Origin of the sequence: Bradyrhizobium sp. SZCCHNGR1005, from assembly GCF_032489995.1 — a bacterium.
Lineage (GTDB): Bacteria > Pseudomonadota > Alphaproteobacteria > Rhizobiales > Xanthobacteraceae > Bradyrhizobium.
On sequence record NZ_JAUEZC010000003.1, the window covers coordinates 908,857 to 925,536 of the forward strand.

The following is a 16,680-nucleotide window of genomic DNA, read 5'->3' on the forward strand; positions in this document are numbered from 1 at the left end:
GATGCCGCGGTCGCTTTGGCCGACGTCCTTTGACCTGGATCAATGACGGGATTGCTCCGCTGCGGGCACTTTGCCTGATCGGCGCCTCGATAGGGACCAGCTACTTAGTTGCATATGCAACAAATAATCCACGGCGCGATCGCTTTCATTGTGACAACATCATAATGTCACGCAACCTTCACTGAAGCGCTTTACGGCTCGCCTCGCACTCCACAACGGCACGGGGATTCGCATGGCGAGCTACTACAGGACCCTGCAAACGCAGCGTTTCGACGACTACCGCTACTATCATCAGAGCCGGATCAATCAGACGCTCCACCTGATCAGCGCGGTGATCTTCCTGGTCACCTATGCCCTCCTGTTCAAGGATCCGGCCATGGCCGGCCTGATCGGATGGCTCGCGATGCTGACACGGCAAACCGGCCACTTCTTCTTCGAGCCGAACGGCTATGACAAAGTGAACGAAGTCACCAACGAGTACAAAGAGACCATCAAGGTCGGCTACAATCAGAAGCGCAAGATTGTGCTCTTGCTGGTCTGGGGCATGGTCCCGGTGATGCTGTTCGTGTTTCCGACCCTGTTCGGCCTGTTCTCCTCGCCCGTGAGCCGGATGGACTTCGTCCGTCATGTCGGCCTGCTCTGGCTTGCGGTCGGGATCGGCGGCGGCCTGTTCCGGACCATCCAGCTGTTCGCGATCAAGGACGTCGGAACGGGACTGACCTGGGCGTTCAAGGTGCTGACCGACCCGTTCCACAATATCGCACTGTACTGGAAATCGCCTCTCGCACTTGCCCGCGGCGAACTGATCGATCCGACCATCAAGGACGCCTCGCATTGGGGCGCGGTCGATGACGAGATCGAGGCCGAAGAAGCCGCGCACCTGACCTGAGGGCGCGATCCGATCGCCCCGCCGCTGGCAAGCCGGCGGCGGGAGCGGTATCCGGCGAGAGCGACGGCGCCGAAAAGCTCGCTCTACATGGAACAACTCCCGATGTCTGCCGTTGCGGCCTTCAGTGCTGGTGGCATGAGGAGTTCTTCGCCATGTGTGACTACAGCTTGCATACCGTCTCGTCCCGCGATGCCGAAATTTCCGACGTGCTGATGTCCTGCCGCTTTCCGGGCACCGAGACCCGCGGCTTCTGCAGCAAAGAAGACCCTTTGACCGCGGTTTGCCTGCGTCCGGGGACCGAGCTCGCGTTCGACGACGACGTCCGCATCAAGGGCCTGTTCTTCCGGCGCAAGGTCGGTGCGCATCTCGCCCGCTTCCGCAAGGTCGATACCAATAGGCCGACCGAACATCACGACGCGCTGGAATTCTCCAACGGCCGGATCGTCAAGGTCACGGACCTCGCCACCGGCCAGCGCGCCCGCGTGCTGCAACTGCCGGCCGAGCACGCACCCAAGCGCACCGCCAGCCCGGTGACGATCGAGCTGCGGGCAACGCAGCCCTGAAGGCAAACGCCAGCGCACCGGTGTCAGGCGCAGCGCCTCAACGCAACGCCTGACCCGCGGCCGTTGCCCGCCGCAGGCTCGCGGCGCGGTGATCGGGTGGTGGCGCCAGGATAGGGGGACGGCCGCCGCATGCCGACGATCGCCGGTCACGTTTCCGCATCCGAAGCGGCGGCGCCCGTCGCCGGCTGGACCAGCGAGCAGAGACACGTCGTCGCGGCGAGCTTTCTGGGCTGAACGCTGGATGCATTCGACTTCTTCCTGCTCGTCTTCGTGCTGAAGGACATCGCCGCCGAGTTCCGCACCGATATTGCCGATGTCAGCTTTGCCATCCTGCTGACGCTCGCGATGCGACCGATCGGGGCGCTGCTGTTCGGTCGCGCCGCGGACCGTTGGGGCCGCCGTCCGACCCTCATGATCGATGTGCTGTTCTACTCCATCCTCGAATTTACCTCCGGCTTCGCGCCGAGCTTGACCGCGCTGCTGTTGCTGCGGGCGCTCTACGGCATCGCAATGGGCGGCGAATGGGGCGTGGGGGCTTCGCTTGCGATGGAGACGGTGCCGCCACACGCGCGCGGCCTGGTTTCCGGCCTGCTGCAATCCGGTTATCCCACCGGCTATTTCCTCGCCTCGATCGTCTACGGGTCGTTGTTCCCGCTGATCGGCTGGCGCGGCATGTTCATGGTCGGCGTGATTCCGGCGCTGCTCGTGCTCTATATCCGCCGGAGCGTGCCGGAATCGCCAGCCTTTGCGAAAGGCCGCGCCGCTGGCGGCGCAGGCACGCTGCAATTGCTGCGCTCGCATTGGCGGCTCGGCCTCTACGCGGTGGTGCTGATGACCGCGTTCAATTTCTTCAGCCGCGGCACCCAGGACATCTACCCGACCTTCCTGGAGCTGCAGCACAAGCTCTCGCCGCACCAGGTCAGCCTGGTCGCGATCATCTACAATATCGGCGCCATCTGCGGCGGACTGCTGTTCGGCGTGCTCTCCGAACGCTATGGCCGCCGGCGCTGCATCATCGCCGCCGCGCTCCTGTCCCTGCCGGTGGTCCCGCTCTGGGCCTATGGCAGCAGCATCGCACTGTTGGCGCTCGGCGCATTCCTGATGCAATTCATGGTGCAGGGCGCCTGGGGCATCATCCCCGTGCATTTGAACGAACTGTCGCCCGCCGATGCCCGCGGCACCTTTCCGGGCTTCGTCTACTAGCTCGGCAATCTCATTGCCTCGGTCAATGCGCCACTCCAGGCCGGCATCGCCGCGCATTACGGCGGCAACTATGCCTTCGCTCTCGCCTGTGTCGCGGCGGTGGTCGCGGTTCTGATTGCAGTATTCACGGCGTTCGGCCGCGAGGCGCGCGGCATCAGCTTCGTGAACTAGACGGCCGGACTGGCAACTCCGGTTCCGATCCTGCTATGTCTCCGGTTGCGTCCGTCAGACCGGGGGATTTTAGCCGTGACCATTGCCATCACCTGTACCGCTGTGCTTGGCCTGCTGCTGTTCGGGCTCGGCCTCAACGTCTCCATCACGCGCAGGCGCCACGCCAAGGGCATCGGCCACGATACCGAACCGACCGATCCGGTGCACCGCGCGGTGCGGGCACATGGCAATACCGCGGAATATGCGCCATTCCTGGCAGTGCTATTCCTGTGGTACGCGGCACATGGCGCCCCGGCCTGGATCAATGCGGTGATCCTCATCGCCACCGCCGCCCGCGTTTTGATCGTGGCGGGGCTGCTGTGGGGCGGGCCACTGAACCGGGCCAACCCGCTGCGCGCGATCGGTGCATTGTTCACTTACATTTGCGGATTCGTGCTCGCCGCCGCGCTCGTGGTGCTGTGAGGTCCCGCAGCTCCGGCAGGCACCTCAAGCCAGCGGTTCGCCGAGCGTATGCATCAGCCGGTTGGCCCAGCCGAAGATCGCCACCGAGAGCACCAGATCGAGCTGCTCGAGCTCGCTCAGCCCCGCTTCTTTGAGGGCGCGCACGTCCGCGACGGTGGCCTCGATCGGCGTCGTCGACAGCTTGGCGGCGAAGTCGAACAGCGCCTGGTGACGCGGCTCGAGCTTGGCCTCGCGCTCATCGGCAAAGATCGCCTCGATCACATCATTGCGCTTGGTCAGGTTGAGAAAGCGCGAGGCGTGCACCGCCGTGCAATAGATGCAGCGGTTGACGACCGAGGCGCCGGTCGCGCCAAGTTCGCGTTCCGCGGAGGCAAGGCCGTCCTTGCCATACATGATCAGGTTGAACAGCGGCGAGCGGACCTCGAGCGATTCAGGATCGTGCGCCAACGTGAGGACGTAGGCCGAGACGCCCTTGTTGGACGGTGTGACCTTCATCGCAGCACGCTGTTCCGGCGTGGCCTGCGCGATGTCGACCGGGGTCACATAAGGCGACCACTCCGGAACCTCGGCCGTGAAGTCGTGGACCGGCTTCTTCATTGCCCCTCAACCTCCTTCAACAGCTCAAGGCCGGCAATCACGCGCAGCTGATAGTTCACGAACGCGGCAAGCTCGGAGAGCCGGACGATATCGGGCTCGCTGACGCCGGCCGCCTTCAAGGCCTCGATATCGTTGCGCGTCGCTTGCCGCGGCGCTCTCGTCAGCATGTCGGCGTGAACAGCCATCGCATCCTGCCGGGGATCGCCGCTCACCGCGCCGGGCTGCGCAAGCACCGCGACCTCGGCGTCTCCGGCATGCGCGAGATAGCCCTCATAATGCGCAACCAAGGCGTCGTTGCCGACATGGCGACACATCCGCGCCGCCAATGCCGCGCGTAAGGCGTGGCTCAGGCCACCGGGATCGCGCGGCACCAGCACGGCATCATGCGCCGCCTCGCTCAACCGCATCACCTCGGCGCGGATCTTGAGCGCCTCGCCGAGCCTGGAGCCGGGCGGCACGCCCGCAAGCTTTTCGATCAGCGTGGTCATGCGGCACCTCTCGAATGGCAGGGATTGTCGGCATCCTGAACCGAAACAGTCAAAGACTGCCCCGTCTCCAGGAAGGCCGCCAGCGCGGCCTCGTAAGGCGCGGGATCGAGCCCGCGCGCAGCGAGCCAGCTCGGCTCATAATAGGTCTGGCGATAGCGCTCGCCGGAATCGCAGATCAGCGTCACCAGCGATCCGGTCTGCCCGGTACGGCGCATCTCCGCCGCAAGCCGGCACAGCGCCAGGAAGTTCGTCCCCGTCGAGCCACCGACGGAACGTGGCAGCCGCCGCGTCAACACGTTCATGGCCGCGATTGACGCGGCATCCGGCACCTTCATCATGCGATCGACCACGCCCGGAACGAAGGACGGTTCGCAGCGCGGGCGCCCAACGCCTTCGATCAGCGATGGTCGCTCGCACACGCGCGTGCAATCACCGGCGCAAAAGGCATCGAAAAACGCCGAGTGCTCGACATCGGCGACACAGAGCCTGGTCGGATAGCGCCGGTAGCGCAAATAGCGCCCGATCGTGGCAGAGGTGCCGCCGGTGCCGGCACCCATCACGATCCACTCCGGCACGGGGTGCCGCTCGCCGGCGAGCTGCGTGAAGATCGACTCGGCGATGTTGTTGTTGCCACGCCAGTCGGTCGCCCGTTCGGCGAAGGTGAACTGATCCATGTAGTGACCACCGAGGTGACCCGCGAGCGCGGCGGCCTCGGCATAGAGCGCGCGCCCGTCGTCGATCAAATGGCAGTTGCCGCCATAATGCGCGATCGCGGCGATCTTCTCGGCCGAGGTGGTGCGCGGCATCACCGCATAGAACGGCACGCCGATCATCTGCGCGAAATAGGCTTCCGACACTGCGGTCGAGCCGGACGAGGCCTCGACCACCGGCGTGCCCTCGCGGATATGGCCGTTGCAGAGCGCATAGAGAAACAGCGAGCGCGCCAGCCGATGCTTGAGGCTGCCGGTCGGATGGGTCGACTCGTCCTTGAGATAAAGGTCGATGCCTGCGAGCGCCGGCACGATCAGCCGGATCAGATGCGTATCGGCGGTGCGGCACTGGTCAGCCTCGATCGCGGCGACCGCATCGTCGGCCCAGCCGCGGCGGAAGTTCGGTCCGGCGGCGGGATGGCGAAAGACGGGAGGTGGTGTCGACATGGGCAGCAAGGGACCATAATACGAATTGTGCATCAAGATTAATCTGTCATTCTTGTGGTGAATGATCGGGCAAAGCCCGGCTGAACTTTATGCTTCAAGCAAATTGATGTTGGTGCATAATGCCTGGAATGCATGATGACGTGATCGACATCCGGCTCCTCGAAGCCTTCGCCGCGGTGATGTCCGCCGGCAGCATCACCGGCGCGGCGAAGCTGCTCGGCCGATCGCAGCCCGTGGTGACGCGGCAGATCCAGGATCTCGAAGCCGACGTCGGCTATCAGCTGTTCTCGCGCAACGGCCCGCGCATCGCGCCGACGGCGAAAGGGGTGCTGTTCCACGCCGAGGTCGAGCGGCTGCTGCTCGGGCTGAAGCACGTCCGCGAACGGGCGGCGGCGATCGGCGCTGGCGCTCTGCCGGTGCTGAGCCTGGCCGCGATCCCCGCGCTCGCCGCCGGCGTGGTGCCGGGTGCGCTCGCCGCGATCGACGGCGATCTGCTGCCGGCCCACGTCCATGTGCAGTCGCTCTCGGCGGAGAATGTCGCGCAATCCGTGCTGTCCCAGTCGGCCGATTTCGGCCTGGCAAGCCTGCCGATCCAGCATCCCGGCCTCGACGTGCACTGGGTGTGCGAGGTGCCCTGTGTGGCGTGCCTCGCCGCCGATCATCCGCTCGCGAAGAAGAAGGCGATCCGGCTGAAGGACCTCACCGGCCGCCGGCTCCTGACCATGGCCAATCCATATCGACTGCGGCGTCGCGTCGAAGCGGCACTCGAGCGTGCAGGCGTCAGGCCGCGGGAGATGATCGAAACCAACGCCTCGCTGGCCGCGATCGCCATGGCCAAGCAGTCGCTCGGCATCGCCATCATCGAACCGGTGCTGACCGCAGGCCTCGACATGAGCGGCGTCGTCACGCGGCGGCTCGATGCGGCGATCCCGTTCCTGTTTGCTGCGATCTCGCCGGCCGGACGAGAGCTCAGCCCGACCGTGGCCGCCTTGAACCAGGCGGTGCGCGCCGCGGTGACCTTGATGCCGGGTGCCAGACTGCATGAAGGCAGCGCTGCCTTCGCCGACGCCCCCGACGCCGATCAATTCGAAAGAGCCGACCGATGACGATGACCACGCCCGATGCCGCAGGACTCGCTGCGCTGGAAGCGCGCCTGCGGCAGGACCTCGCCTGGCTGGAATGGCCGGCCAAATCATGGGTGCCGCGTCGCGTGATCGATGGGCAGGAGGTCGTCGACGTCGTCATTGTCGGCGGCGGCATGGCCGGGCTGGTGGCCTCTGCGATGCTCAAGCGCTTCGGCGTCGACAATCATTTGGTGCTGGATCGCGCCAGGGCCGGCCACGAAGGTCCGTGGGTCACCTATGCCCGCATGCTCACGCTGCGGTCGCCGAAGGAACTGACCGGGCCCGCCATGGGCCTGCCGGCGCTCACCTTCCGCGCCTTCTATGAGGCGCAGTTCGGCTACGACTCCTGGGAGAAGCTCGACCGCGCACCGCGCACGCTCTGGATGGACTATCTGATCTGGTACCGCAAGGTGCTCAATCTGCCGGTGCACAATGAGGCCGCGGTCGAGCGCATCTGCGCGCGCAGCGATGACCTGCTGGCGCTCGACATCCGCAAGGCCGGGACCTCGCGGCAGATCCTTGCACGGCACGTCGTGCTCGCCACCGGACGCGACGGTCTCGGCGGCCCGTACGTGCCTGAGATCGCCGCGCGAATTGACCGTCGTTTCCGGGCCCATACCGCCGAGATGATCGATTTCGCTCGCCTCGCGGGCAAGCGGGTCGCGGTGGTCGGCGCCGGCGCATCGGCGATGGACAATGCGGCGATGGCGCTCGAAGCGGGCGCGGCGCGGCTCGACCTGTTCATCCGCAGACCCGACATTCCGCGCATCAACAAGTTCACCGGCATCGGCAGCCAGGGCGTCGTGCACGGCTTTGCCGGCCTGCCGGACGAATGGAAATGGCGCTTCCTCGATCACACCATCAAGGCGCAGACGCCGCCGCCACGTCCCTCGGTATTGCGCGTCTCGGCCTTCGCGCAGGCGCATTTTCACCTGGCGAGCCCGATCATCGATCTCACCGAAAGCGGCGACCATGTCGTCGTGAGCACGCCGAAGGGCCGCCACGAGGTCGACTTCATCATCTTCGGGACCGGATTCGAGGTGGATCTTGCGCGGCGGCCCGAGCTCGCCGAATTCGCCCCACACATCCGCTTCTGGCGCGATCGCTTTCCGCCCCCGGAAGGAATGGAAAATGCGGAGCTGGAATCCTCGCCCGATCTCGGCGACAGCTTCGAATTCCTCGAGAAGATGCCGGGCGTCTGCCCCGCATTGTCGCGGCTGCACTGCTTCAACTATCCGGCCACGCTCAGTCACGGCAAGCTTTCCGGCGACATCCCCGCGATCAGCGAGGGCGCAGACCGGCTCGCACGCGGCATCGTGCGACGGCTGTTCGTCGATGATCGCGAGCGGCATTTCGAAAATCTGAAGGCCTTCGCCACGCCCGAGATCCTCGGTGACGAATGGACCGACGCCGACGCACCGGCCGCGCCGCAGCCGGCGGCGCTCGACGCTTCCACCTGACTTCGAACCGAACGGGCACGCGCCTATGCAAAAGACCAACAGGACGGCCGTCGTGGCGGCCATCGCCGGCAATGCGATGGAATGGTACGATTTCACGGTGTTCGCGCTGATGACGCCGGTCATCAAGACCCTGTTCTTCCCGGTCGATCCGAAAGTGCCCGGCAGCGAGATCAATGCGCTGCTGTTGACCACGGCGCTGTTCGGGACCGGGTTCTTCATGCGGCCGGTCGGCGGACTCGTACTCGGCTATTTCGGCGACATCAAAGGGCGCAAAGCCGCGATGACGCTCGGCATGGCGCTGATGGCGCTCTCGGTGGCACTCTTGGCGCTGACGCCGACCTACGCCACCGCGGGCCTCGCCGCGCCGTTCATCGTGTTGATCGCGCGGCTGCTGCAGGGCTTTTCGGTCGGCGGCGAGTTCGGCACCTCCACCGCCTATCTGATCGAGGCGGCGCCGCCCGGACGCACCGGCCTGTACGGATCCTGGCAGATCGGCGGACAATTGATGGCCAATGCGCTGGGCGCGACGCTCGGCGCCGGAATCACCCTGCTATTCACGCCGGAGCAGCTCAGCGCCGGCGCCTGGCGTATTCCCTTCATCGTCGGCCTTGCCATCGTGCCGATCTTGTTCGTGATGCGCGCCAGGCTCGCCGAGCCTGAGGCGTTCTCCCGCATCAAGACGGCAACACACAGCGAAACATTTGCGGCGGCGCTGAAATATCCCGGGCGCAATTACCTCATCGGCATGGGCATGGTGGTCGCGAGCGCGGTCTCGTTCTACATCACCTTCGGCTACACCGTGACCTACGCCAGGGAGGTGCTGAAGCTGCCGCTGATGCAGAGCTACCTGGTGCAGTTGATCGCGGCAGCGGTGATGATCGCCGTCGTGCCGCTCGCCGGCGCCGTCTCCGACCGCTATCCGCGCAAGCCGCTGCTGCTCGCCTCGCTGATCGGCTATTTCGCGTTGCTCTATCCGCTCTACGCCTGGGTGATTGCAGCACCTTCGATCGGCAAGCTCCTGATCTGCCAAATCGTGATCGGCTGCTTCAGTGCCTTTTTCCTCGGTGTCTACTGCACCACGCTGGTCGAGCTGTTCCCGGTGCGCATCCGCTCCACCTCGCTCTCAATCGTCAACAACGTGGCGGTGCTGATCTTCGGCGGCTTCGCACAGTTCTTCGTGACCTGGCTGATCGCGCTGACCGGCTCGCCACTGGCGCCGATCTTCTACGTGATGATCGGCGTTGGCCTTGGCCTCGTCGCGGTGCTCGCGATGCGCGGCGATCCGCGTGAGGTCGTGGGCGAATCGCCCGTGCCTGCAACGCTTCCGCTGCGCACGCCGAACGGCTGAGAGCGGGATGATCTCTCCCGCGCGCGTCAGCCGCTATGACAGCGCGCGGACTTTGCGTGGCCGCAGCAACAGCACGAGGACGAATGCTGCCAGCACCGCCGCGGCGGTTGCGGCAGAGAAGGCGACGAGCGAACCATAGGACAGGATCAGCTGCGCAACGACCAGGTAGAACGAGACCACGCCGATCGCGCCGATCGCATTACCGCGGACGACCCGGAGCGCGTTGGTGCGGCCACCTTCGAGATGCGCGAACAACGTGAGCGGCCAGGCGATCACCGGAACGAGCGAGACGACGCCCGAAATGTCGGGTCCGAGAAGCCGCGCAAAGCTCGTCGTCAGCAACACCATCGTAGCCGCGGTCACGAGGCGCACCGGCAGGCTGATCGCAGGGCCGCCATGGGCGCCGCGCGGCGCACCGATGTTGTCCTTGGTCAGTCCGAGCAGGATCGCGATCATCGCCAGCACGACCGCCACCGCCAGCACCGGCGATTGCAGCGCCAGCAGGGCCCAGGCAGAAGCACAGAACACGATTACGCTGAGTGCGCAGGCGAGCGCGAGCGTGCAGACACGCGTCAACAGCGCGTAAGCCAAGTAAGCGATGAGCACAGCCGCCAATCCGGCCAGCGATGCAACCGCCGCCCGCTGCGCAAACAGCTCGCCCTGCTCGACCGCGAGATACACAGAGATCGGCCCGGAGGTCAGCGGCAAGCCCGACAGAAGCCCGCTGACAAACGTGCCCCATTGCCGCGCGGCCAGCGAGATCGCCAGCATCATCAGCGGCGTCACCGCGAGCTTGATGGCGAGCATCATCCCATCGTCCCATCTGCATCCGACTCTGCGATACTCATGACGCGCCGCGGTGCGGGCCGCAAGTGGATCCGTTCCAAGCTCGGTGCAACCGCCTTATGCGCGGGAGAAACGCCTTGCAAAGCGGCCATCACAGCTGGAGTCGGACCTAAGAGCCTCCGACCGCAACCGAGTCATGCAGCTCGGGCGGTTGCCCCGGGACGCTGCGACCTATACGCACGGGCCGCAGCCGCGACGATATCTATTCAACAGAGCTTCGCATGGCCAAGCCCGCAGCAACCGAGATCGACGCTTTCGACGAGTCCGGCCCATGGAAGCGCAATCTCTGGGTCTGCGTGTTCGGCTCGTTCACGACGATCGTCGCGATGACGCTGCTGTTGCCCTTCCTGCCGCTCTACGTCGAAGAGCTCGGCGTGAGCGACCACGCCGCGATCGTGCAATGGTCCGGCATCGCCTTCGGCGCGGCGTTCTTCACCGCGGCGCTGACCGCGCCTCTGTGGGGATGGCTGGCGGACCGCTACGGTCGCAAGCTGATGCTGATCCGGGCGAGCCTCGGCATGGCGGTGGCGATGTCACTGATCGGCATGGCGCACGATGTCTGGCAATTGGTCGGCTTGCGGTTGCTGACGGGCCTGCTCGGCGGCTATGCCTCGGGCTCGACGGTGCTGGTGGCGGCGCAGACGCCGAAATCACTGACAGGATGGGCGCTCGGCGTGCTCTCGTCCGGCATCATGGCGGGCAATCTGGTCGGCCCCCTGATCGGCGGTGTGCTGCCGCCCCGAATTGGTATCCGCGCCACCTTCCTGATGGCGGGCGCGGTCATCTTCATCACCTTCCTCGCCACGACCTTCCTGATTCATGAGGAGAAGCGGCCGCCGAAAGAGCGCAAGGCGAGGTCGCGCGGCGGCTGGTCGCTGGTGCCGGACAAGCGTCCCATCGTCGCGATGCTCGCGACCGGCGCGTTGTTGATGATCGCCAACATGTCGATCGAGCCGATCATCACGGTCTATGTCGCGCAACTGGTCGAGTCCGCGCAGGTCACCTTCGTCGCGGGTCTCGTCATGTCGGCAGCAGCGCTGGGCGCGGCGCTGTCATCGTCGCAGCTCGGCAAGCTCGCAGACCGCATCGGACATTGGAACATCGTGATCATCTGCCTAGCGATATCGGCCGTCCTGCTGATCCCGCAGGCCTTCGTGACCACGGGCTGGCAGCTCATCGTGCCGCGCTTCCTGATGGGGCTGGCGCTGGGCGGCCTGCTGCCCTGCATCGCCAGCGTGATCCGGCACAACGCGCCGGAGGCCGTCACCGGCACCCTGCTCGGCTATTCGGTGTCGGCCCAATATGCCGGGCAGGTGGTCGGGCCGGTGGCCGGCGGCTTCATCGGCGGCCATATCGGCATGCGATCCGTGTTCTTCGGCACCTGTGTCTTGATGGCGCTCGGCGCGGTCGGCAACCTCATCGTCGCCAGAAGCGTGAAGGACGGCTAGTCGGGACAGCGGCGTTCGGAGTTTACGCCGGGGCGTTCACGCGATCGCGGCGAGATAGCGCTGCACCGACACATTGAATGCGGCCTTGGCATCCGAGGCAATGTTGCGGTCCCACCAACCGCCATAGATGCGATCGAAGGCGAGCGGTGCAACGACCTCGGCGATGCGGCGGACGGCTGCCGGACCGAGCGGGATGTAGTTCGGATAGGAGTACATGAAGCTGACGTGGCGACGGTCCATCGCCACCATCGCGATGTCACCGACGAACAATGCGCCTTGTCCATCGGCGCCCTTCTTCCAATGCAGTACGGTGGCTCCGGGAAAGTGTCCGCCGGTGCGATGGAGCGCGATATCGGCCGAGAGCTGGACGCTTTCGCCCGACCACGGCACGATCGAGGCGTGTGGCCGGGTGACGAAGGCGCGGTCGTCGCCATGCAGATAAATCGGCGCGCCGCCGAATGCTTCGCTCCAATCGGCAACCGCACCATAGAAGTGCGGATGCGAGACGGCGATCGCCTTCAGCCCGCCGAGCGAGCGCACATAGGCGATGGCGGCGTCGGTGGCGAGCGGCACGCAATCCCACATCACGCAGCCGTCAGCTTCGCATAGCAGCAAGGCGCGCTGGCCGATGGCAAAGCGAGGCTCGAGCTGAAGGCCGGGGACTCCGAGGTCGTCGCGCCAGATCAGCCGATGATCGCGCAACATCTGCTCGCAGCTGACGAAGCTTTGTCCCTCCCAGTTCACGAACTGCCGCTCGTCCTCGCAGATGGTACAGGCGGCGGGCGGCGCTGCCGTTTCGGGAAACTGCGCACCGCATTGGGAACAGGTCCAGAGGGGCATGGATGAACCGATCAAACAGACGCAAGCTGCGCCAGTGCGGCGGATTGCACGCTTCTATCACGAGATGCCCCGGCCGCCGAGCCGATCAAGACCTCAATTTGGTTGCAACGAGCTGACCGGAAACGAGCCGGGCGGATTCGACTTCACATCTCGACAGGCCGGCGCCGCCTCGAATCCGCTCTATCGCACCACGCTCGTCCCCGCCGGAAGCAGCGGTCCCCCCGGAGGGTTGCTTTGCACCGCGTGACGATGTGAGTATCAGCTGCAGCCGCAGCGCTCGCCTCAGGCACGAAATCCGAAACCGCTTTGATGTCACTTCGCGCTCTCCGCACCTTCCTCGCCATCGCCAAGCACGGAACGTTCGCGCGGGCGGGGACCGCGATCGGGCTGACGCAATCAGCCGTGAGTCTGCAGGTGAAGGCGCTGGAACGGGAATTCGGCACGCCCCTGTTCGATCGATCGACCCGCCACCCCCGCCTGACCGAAGCCGGACGCAGGCTGCTGAGCCGTGCCGAGAACCTGGTCTCGCTCTACGACACGATTCCGGAGACGCTGAGTGATGAGCGGAATCTGACCGGGCGCCTGCGTCTGGGTGCAATCCAGACGGCGCTGGCCGGGCCGCTGCCCGAGGCGCTTGCCACCCTGCGTCAGGCACATCCGGGTCTGCGGATTCACGTGTCGGCCGGCATGTCTGCCGAGCTTGCACAGCGCGTCGCGGCCGACGAGCTCGATGCCGCGATCACCACCGAACCGGTGCGGCCCCACCCGGGTGGATTGACCTGGACCGCCCTCTACGAGGATCGGTTCTGGGTGCTCGCGCCGGAGAGCCAGGCTGGGCGCCCTCTGCAGGCGATGCTGCGTGATCTCCCCTTCATCCAATTCGATCCGCGGGCCTGGGCTGGGCGCACCATCGCTCGGGAGCTGCGGCGGCAGGGCCTGGAGCCTCAGCAAGGCATGGTGCTGGACAGCCGGGACGTGATCGTCCGCATGGTCGAGCGCGGCCTCGGCGTCGCCGTAGTGCCGGTCTCGGAAGCCATGCTGCCGGCCTTACCGGCGATTCACCGCGCCCCGTTCGGCAAGCCGCAGCTGCGGCGCGACGTCGTGCTGTTGGAACGACGCGAGCGGCCGGCCAAGAAGCTGGCGGAGGCGATTGCCGAGGCAGTGCGCCAATCGATGAGGATTTCTCAAGTAAAGCAAAAGAAATAAGAATTTTTCATCAAGCCTGCTGCCGGCTAATCAGTGCCGTCGTCGCAGGAATCGCTATGCTCTCATCCACGCTCATCCTGACCGCAACGCCGGGTTCCCTGTTGCCGCAGGTCGATTGCCGTAGCTTCGCAGTGAAGCTGGAGCGACCGGCATGACCGGCGCCGTCCTCCTGGCCCTGGTGCCGGTCATTATCCTGATCGCGCTCGGTGCTTTCCTGCGCCGGCGTGTCTTTCTCGCCGAGGCATTCTGGCCGCAGGCCGAGCGCCTCGGCTACTACGTGCTTTTGCCGTCTCTGTTCCTGCACGGGCTGGCGACTGCGCGGCTTGACGCGCTGCCGGTGTTCGGGATGGCGTCCGTGCTGGTCGTCTCCACCATCCTGGTGGCCGGCCTGGTCGTGCTGCTGAGACCGTTGCTGCCGATCGATGGCGCCGCCTTCACCTCGGTGTTCCAGGGCAGCGTCCGCTTCAACAACTATGTCGGCGTATCGATCGTCGCCGGATTGTTCGGCGCCAAAGGCATCGCACTTGCGGCGATCTGCAACGCCGCCATCGTGCCGACCGTAAACGTGCTCTGCGTCATGATCTTTGCAGCCTTCGGCGCCGCGCGCATGAACGCGACTGCGATGCTGCGGCAGATCCTGGTCAATCCGCTGGTGCTCGGCTCAGCCGGAGGTATCTTGCTGCAGGCGCTCGGCCTCGGCCTACCGTCCATGCTCGAACCCGCGCTGCGTTCGCTCGGTGCCGCATCACTGCCGCTCGGCCTGCTGTGCGTCGGCGCCGCGCTGGAGTTCGGCGCGATTCGATCCTGGGTCGGTCCGGTCGCGGTGTCATCGCTCGCCAAGTTCATCGCCATGCCGTTGGCGGCCGTTGCGGCGGCTGCAGCCACCGGGCTCACGGGCCAGGGCCTCTTCACCGTGCTGCTGTTTCAGGCGCTGCCGACGGCCTCTTCGGCCTACATCATGGCACGGCAGCTCGGCGGCGATGCACCGCTGATGGCCGGCATCACCGCGACTCAGACACTCCTGGCGATTCCGGCGATCCCGATCGTGCTGGCTCTGCTTGGAGCGGCAAGAGACTTTTGACGAGACGCCTGGAAAGCGGCGAACTGCAGCGTCCGCGCACCGAAGCAACGTCGCTCGAGATTCCGTCGGACGAAATGTGCTGACCGACTCGATGAAGCCGGCGCATGTCGAACATACGACCCGTGCCACAACGACTGAGTGCCTGATTGCACCTTGAGCGTCGCGAGCGATCACGTGTGGCGGCGCGCCATTGAACGCGCTCTCAGTTATTCGCTTCCGAGTCACTCAGCCGTCACGCAGCCGTTACACGATCAGAGTTCATTCGTCGCGCTGCTCCCAGCAGCAATCGCGACATGGGCAACGCGTTGCACGCGGCGGCTCGATTGCGCCGTGCATCGGGGCCGGCTCTCGTCGCATCCTCTTCACGCATCACACTCGGCTGTCATTGCTTACCAGCCATCAGGAGGCACCATTTAAATGAAAAAGACTGTTATCGCCCTGCTCGCCGGAGTCGCAACGGCGTCGGTCGCAGCGACCGCGTTCGCGAAGGAAGGCCCGGTCCCCTATGGCATGCGCCATCTCGATCACGTGTTTCTGATCATGATGGAAAACCACGGCTACGCGGAGATCATCAACAACCCGAACATGCCGTTCACCAACAAGCTAGCGAACAAGGCCGGGCTCGCGACCAATTATTTCGCCGTCGGCCACCCCAGCCTGACGAACTACCTGGAAGTCGTCGGCGGTTCGAATTTCGGCGTGCTGAACGATCATTCGCCGGATTGGCACAATGGGAGCTGCCAGACCAACCTCAGCACCGGCCAGCCGGCTTTGGATCAGAGCTCGTATCCGAACATCTGCCCTTTCCGCGGCGCGGGAAATGATGCGGCGACCCCTGCGATCGACACCGGCAACCTCGAAGGCAACCAGCCGGGGCCCGTGATCAACATCAATGGCTCGGCGTCGTACCCGGCGCAACCGACCGTCGCGAAGACGATCGCGCATCAGATCGTCGCGAAGGGCGGCACCTGGAAGACTTATCAGGAGAGCCTCCCGCCGACCGGCGCCGACAACGTCAACAGTGCCGACGGCGTGTTCTCGAACCTCAACCCGCCAACCAGCGCCGGCGTAACCGACGGCGTCGTCGGACTGTATGCCGTGAAGCATAATCCGTTCGCCTATTTCCTGGACATCCAGAACGGGACGCATCCCGGGCTGAGCCTCGGCAATGTCGCAAGCTTCGACGGCAACACAGGCCTGTTTGCGGACCTCCGCAAAGGTCACGTGCCGACGTTCTCGTTCATCGCGCCGAACCAGTGCAACGATCAGCATGGCCGCAGCGGCGCCGGCCCGCAGTGCGATTACGATCCGAACGATGTCGGAACGCAGAAGGGCCTCAACCCGGCCTTGATGTATCAGGGCGACGTCGCACTGGAGAGGATCGTCGGTGCGATCAAGGCCTCGCCGTCATGGAACGAAGGCAGGAACGCCATCGTCATCGTCTGGGATGAAAGCGACTACGCCAACGCTCCGATCACCAACCAGGTGGCGCTGATCGTGGATACCAATGACGGCGACCACGATCACGACGCCGATGATTCGCATGCACGCAAGAGCGGTCGTTACTATACGCACTACTCGCTGCTGAAGTCGATCGAGGGGGCGCTCGGGCTGCCCTGCCTCAATCACGCATGCGATGCCACGACCGATACGATGAACGATCTCTTCGACGGGCGGAAGTAATATCGCATTCGTCGCATGTCCACGCTCAGCCGCCCGTCTCGACACATATCCAGCACGGGCGGACCGCGCCGAAGGCGACGAATTCCGCCATCACCGCCTCACGATCGACGAATG

At 65.2% G+C, this 16,680-nt stretch carries 15 protein-coding genes and 1 pseudogene; 11 read left to right on the forward strand and 5 right to left on the reverse strand.

Annotated features, from left to right (window positions below):
- Positions 1-232 precede the first annotated feature (232 nt).
- The 4 genes and pseudogenes from QXZ85_RS16705 to QXZ85_RS16720 all read left to right on the forward strand — a co-directional run bounded on the left by QXZ85_RS16705 (position 233) and on the right by QXZ85_RS16720 (position 3,288).
- Positions 233-889, forward strand: coding sequence for an Mpo1-like protein (locus tag QXZ85_RS16705; protein WP_315707275.1), 657 nt, complete (start codon positions 233-235; stop codon positions 887-889).
- Positions 890-1,041: 152 nt separating this feature from the next.
- The gene (locus QXZ85_RS16710; protein ID WP_315707276.1) at positions 1,042-1,452 is read left to right on the forward strand and encodes a hypothetical protein; all 411 of its coding nucleotides are present in this window, start codon (positions 1,042-1,044) and stop codon (positions 1,450-1,452) included.
- A gap of 237 nt (positions 1,453-1,689) precedes the next feature.
- Positions 1,690-2,826: pseudogene (locus tag QXZ85_RS16715) on the forward strand (MFS transporter).
- 75 nt (positions 2,827-2,901) lie between these two features.
- The gene (locus tag QXZ85_RS16720; RefSeq protein WP_315707277.1) at positions 2,902-3,288 is read left to right on the forward strand and encodes an MAPEG family protein; all 387 of its coding nucleotides are present in this window, start codon (positions 2,902-2,904) and stop codon (positions 3,286-3,288) included.
- Positions 3,289-3,312: 24 nt separating this feature from the next.
- On the opposite strand, the gene QXZ85_RS16725 is transcribed toward QXZ85_RS16720, so the two are convergent.
- Genes QXZ85_RS16725 through QXZ85_RS16735 form a run of 3 tightly spaced genes read right to left on the reverse strand, consistent with a single transcriptional unit; the run spans position 3,313 to position 5,530 of the window.
- Complete coding sequence (locus tag QXZ85_RS16725) at positions 3,313-3,885, reverse strand: peroxidase-related enzyme (protein WP_315707278.1); 573 nt, start codon at positions 3,883-3,885, stop codon at positions 3,313-3,315.
- Complete coding sequence (locus QXZ85_RS16730) at positions 3,882-4,373, reverse strand: hypothetical protein (protein ID WP_315707279.1); 492 nt, start codon at positions 4,371-4,373, stop codon at positions 3,882-3,884. Before QXZ85_RS16730 ends, QXZ85_RS16725 begins: the two co-directional genes overlap by 4 nt.
- Complete coding sequence (locus QXZ85_RS16735; RefSeq protein WP_315707280.1) at positions 4,370-5,530, reverse strand: PLP-dependent cysteine synthase family protein; 1,161 nt, start codon at positions 5,528-5,530, stop codon at positions 4,370-4,372. Before QXZ85_RS16735 ends, QXZ85_RS16730 begins: the two co-directional genes overlap by 4 nt.
- Positions 5,531-5,658: 128 nt before the next feature.
- On the opposite strand from QXZ85_RS16735, the gene QXZ85_RS16740 reads away from it, so the two are divergent.
- The 3 genes from QXZ85_RS16740 to QXZ85_RS16750 are packed head-to-tail and all read left to right on the forward strand — an operon-like array spanning position 5,659 to position 9,462.
- Entirely contained in the window at positions 5,659-6,636 is a 978-nt protein-coding gene (locus QXZ85_RS16740; protein WP_315707304.1) for a LysR family transcriptional regulator, read from the forward strand.
- Positions 6,633-8,114: an NAD(P)/FAD-dependent oxidoreductase gene (locus QXZ85_RS16745; protein WP_315707281.1), complete on the forward strand. Its 1,482-nt coding sequence runs from the start codon at positions 6,633-6,635 to the stop codon at positions 8,112-8,114. The genes QXZ85_RS16740 and QXZ85_RS16745 overlap by 4 nt, the downstream gene beginning before the upstream one ends.
- Positions 8,115-8,139: 25 nt before the next feature.
- On the forward strand, positions 8,140-9,462 hold the full coding sequence (locus tag QXZ85_RS16750) for a citrate-proton symporter (protein WP_316228309.1): 1,323 nt from the start codon (positions 8,140-8,142) through the stop codon (positions 9,460-9,462).
- A gap of 33 nt (positions 9,463-9,495) precedes the next feature.
- On the opposite strand, the gene QXZ85_RS16755 is transcribed toward QXZ85_RS16750, so the two are convergent.
- Positions 9,496-10,272, reverse strand: coding sequence for a hypothetical protein (locus tag QXZ85_RS16755; RefSeq protein ID WP_316174479.1), 777 nt, complete (start codon positions 10,270-10,272; stop codon positions 9,496-9,498).
- Between the two features lie 257 nt (positions 10,273-10,529).
- On the opposite strand from QXZ85_RS16755, the gene QXZ85_RS16760 reads away from it, so the two are divergent.
- Positions 10,530-11,756 carry an MFS transporter gene (locus QXZ85_RS16760; RefSeq protein ID WP_316174481.1) on the forward strand — a complete coding sequence of 409 codons (1,227 nt, stop codon included), beginning with the start codon at positions 10,530-10,532 and terminating at the stop codon, positions 11,754-11,756.
- 36 nt (positions 11,757-11,792) lie between these two features.
- Here the strand turns inward: QXZ85_RS16760 and QXZ85_RS16765 are convergent, their stop codons facing one another.
- The gene (locus QXZ85_RS16765; RefSeq protein WP_315744266.1) at positions 11,793-12,596 is read right to left on the reverse strand and encodes an MBL fold metallo-hydrolase; all 804 of its coding nucleotides are present in this window, start codon (positions 12,594-12,596) and stop codon (positions 11,793-11,795) included.
- Positions 12,597-12,905: 309 nt separating this feature from the next.
- Between QXZ85_RS16765 and QXZ85_RS16770 the strand changes: the two genes are divergently transcribed.
- The 3 genes from QXZ85_RS16770 to QXZ85_RS16780 all read left to right on the forward strand — a co-directional run bounded on the left by QXZ85_RS16770 (position 12,906) and on the right by QXZ85_RS16780 (position 16,566).
- The gene (locus tag QXZ85_RS16770; RefSeq protein ID WP_315707286.1) at positions 12,906-13,802 is read left to right on the forward strand and encodes a LysR family transcriptional regulator; all 897 of its coding nucleotides are present in this window, start codon (positions 12,906-12,908) and stop codon (positions 13,800-13,802) included.
- Positions 13,803-13,953: 151 nt separating this feature from the next.
- On the forward strand, positions 13,954-14,883 hold the full coding sequence (locus QXZ85_RS16775; protein ID WP_315767076.1) for an AEC family transporter: 930 nt from the start codon (positions 13,954-13,956) through the stop codon (positions 14,881-14,883).
- A gap of 417 nt (positions 14,884-15,300) precedes the next feature.
- Positions 15,301-16,566 (forward strand): alkaline phosphatase family protein, encoded by a 1,266-nt coding sequence (locus tag QXZ85_RS16780; RefSeq protein WP_315767075.1) that lies wholly within the window; start codon positions 15,301-15,303, stop codon positions 16,564-16,566.
- Positions 16,567-16,680: the final 114 nt, after the last annotated feature.

Coding starts and splice junctions, on each gene's coding strand:
- QXZ85_RS16705 (WP_315707275.1), top strand. CDS start 233: ATGGCGAGCTACTACAGGACCCTGCAAACGCAGCGTTTCGACGACTAC.
- QXZ85_RS16710 (WP_315707276.1), top strand. CDS start 1,042: ATGTGTGACTACAGCTTGCATACCGTCTCGTCCCGCGATGCCGAAATT.
- QXZ85_RS16725 (WP_315707278.1), bottom strand. CDS start 3,885: ATGAAGAAGCCGGTCCACGACTTCACGGCCGAGGTTCCGGAGTGGTCG.
- QXZ85_RS16730 (WP_315707279.1), bottom strand. CDS start 4,373: ATGACCACGCTGATCGAAAAGCTTGCGGGCGTGCCGCCCGGCTCCAGG.
- QXZ85_RS16735 (WP_315707280.1), bottom strand. CDS start 5,530: ATGTCGACACCACCTCCCGTCTTTCGCCATCCCGCCGCCGGACCGAAC.
- QXZ85_RS16740 (WP_315707304.1), top strand. CDS start 5,659: ATGCATGATGACGTGATCGACATCCGGCTCCTCGAAGCCTTCGCCGCG.
- QXZ85_RS16745 (WP_315707281.1), top strand. CDS start 6,633: ATGACGATGACCACGCCCGATGCCGCAGGACTCGCTGCGCTGGAAGCG.
- QXZ85_RS16750 (WP_316228309.1), top strand. CDS start 8,140: ATGCAAAAGACCAACAGGACGGCCGTCGTGGCGGCCATCGCCGGCAAT.
- QXZ85_RS16755 (WP_316174479.1), bottom strand. CDS start 10,272: ATGATGCTCGCCATCAAGCTCGCGGTGACGCCGCTGATGATGCTGGCG.
- QXZ85_RS16760 (WP_316174481.1), top strand. CDS start 10,530: ATGGCCAAGCCCGCAGCAACCGAGATCGACGCTTTCGACGAGTCCGGC.
- QXZ85_RS16765 (WP_315744266.1), bottom strand. CDS start 12,596: ATGCCCCTCTGGACCTGTTCCCAATGCGGTGCGCAGTTTCCCGAAACG.
- QXZ85_RS16770 (WP_315707286.1), top strand. CDS start 12,906: ATGTCACTTCGCGCTCTCCGCACCTTCCTCGCCATCGCCAAGCACGGA.
- QXZ85_RS16775 (WP_315767076.1), top strand. CDS start 13,954: ATGACCGGCGCCGTCCTCCTGGCCCTGGTGCCGGTCATTATCCTGATC.
- QXZ85_RS16780 (WP_315767075.1), top strand. CDS start 15,301: ATGAAAAAGACTGTTATCGCCCTGCTCGCCGGAGTCGCAACGGCGTCG.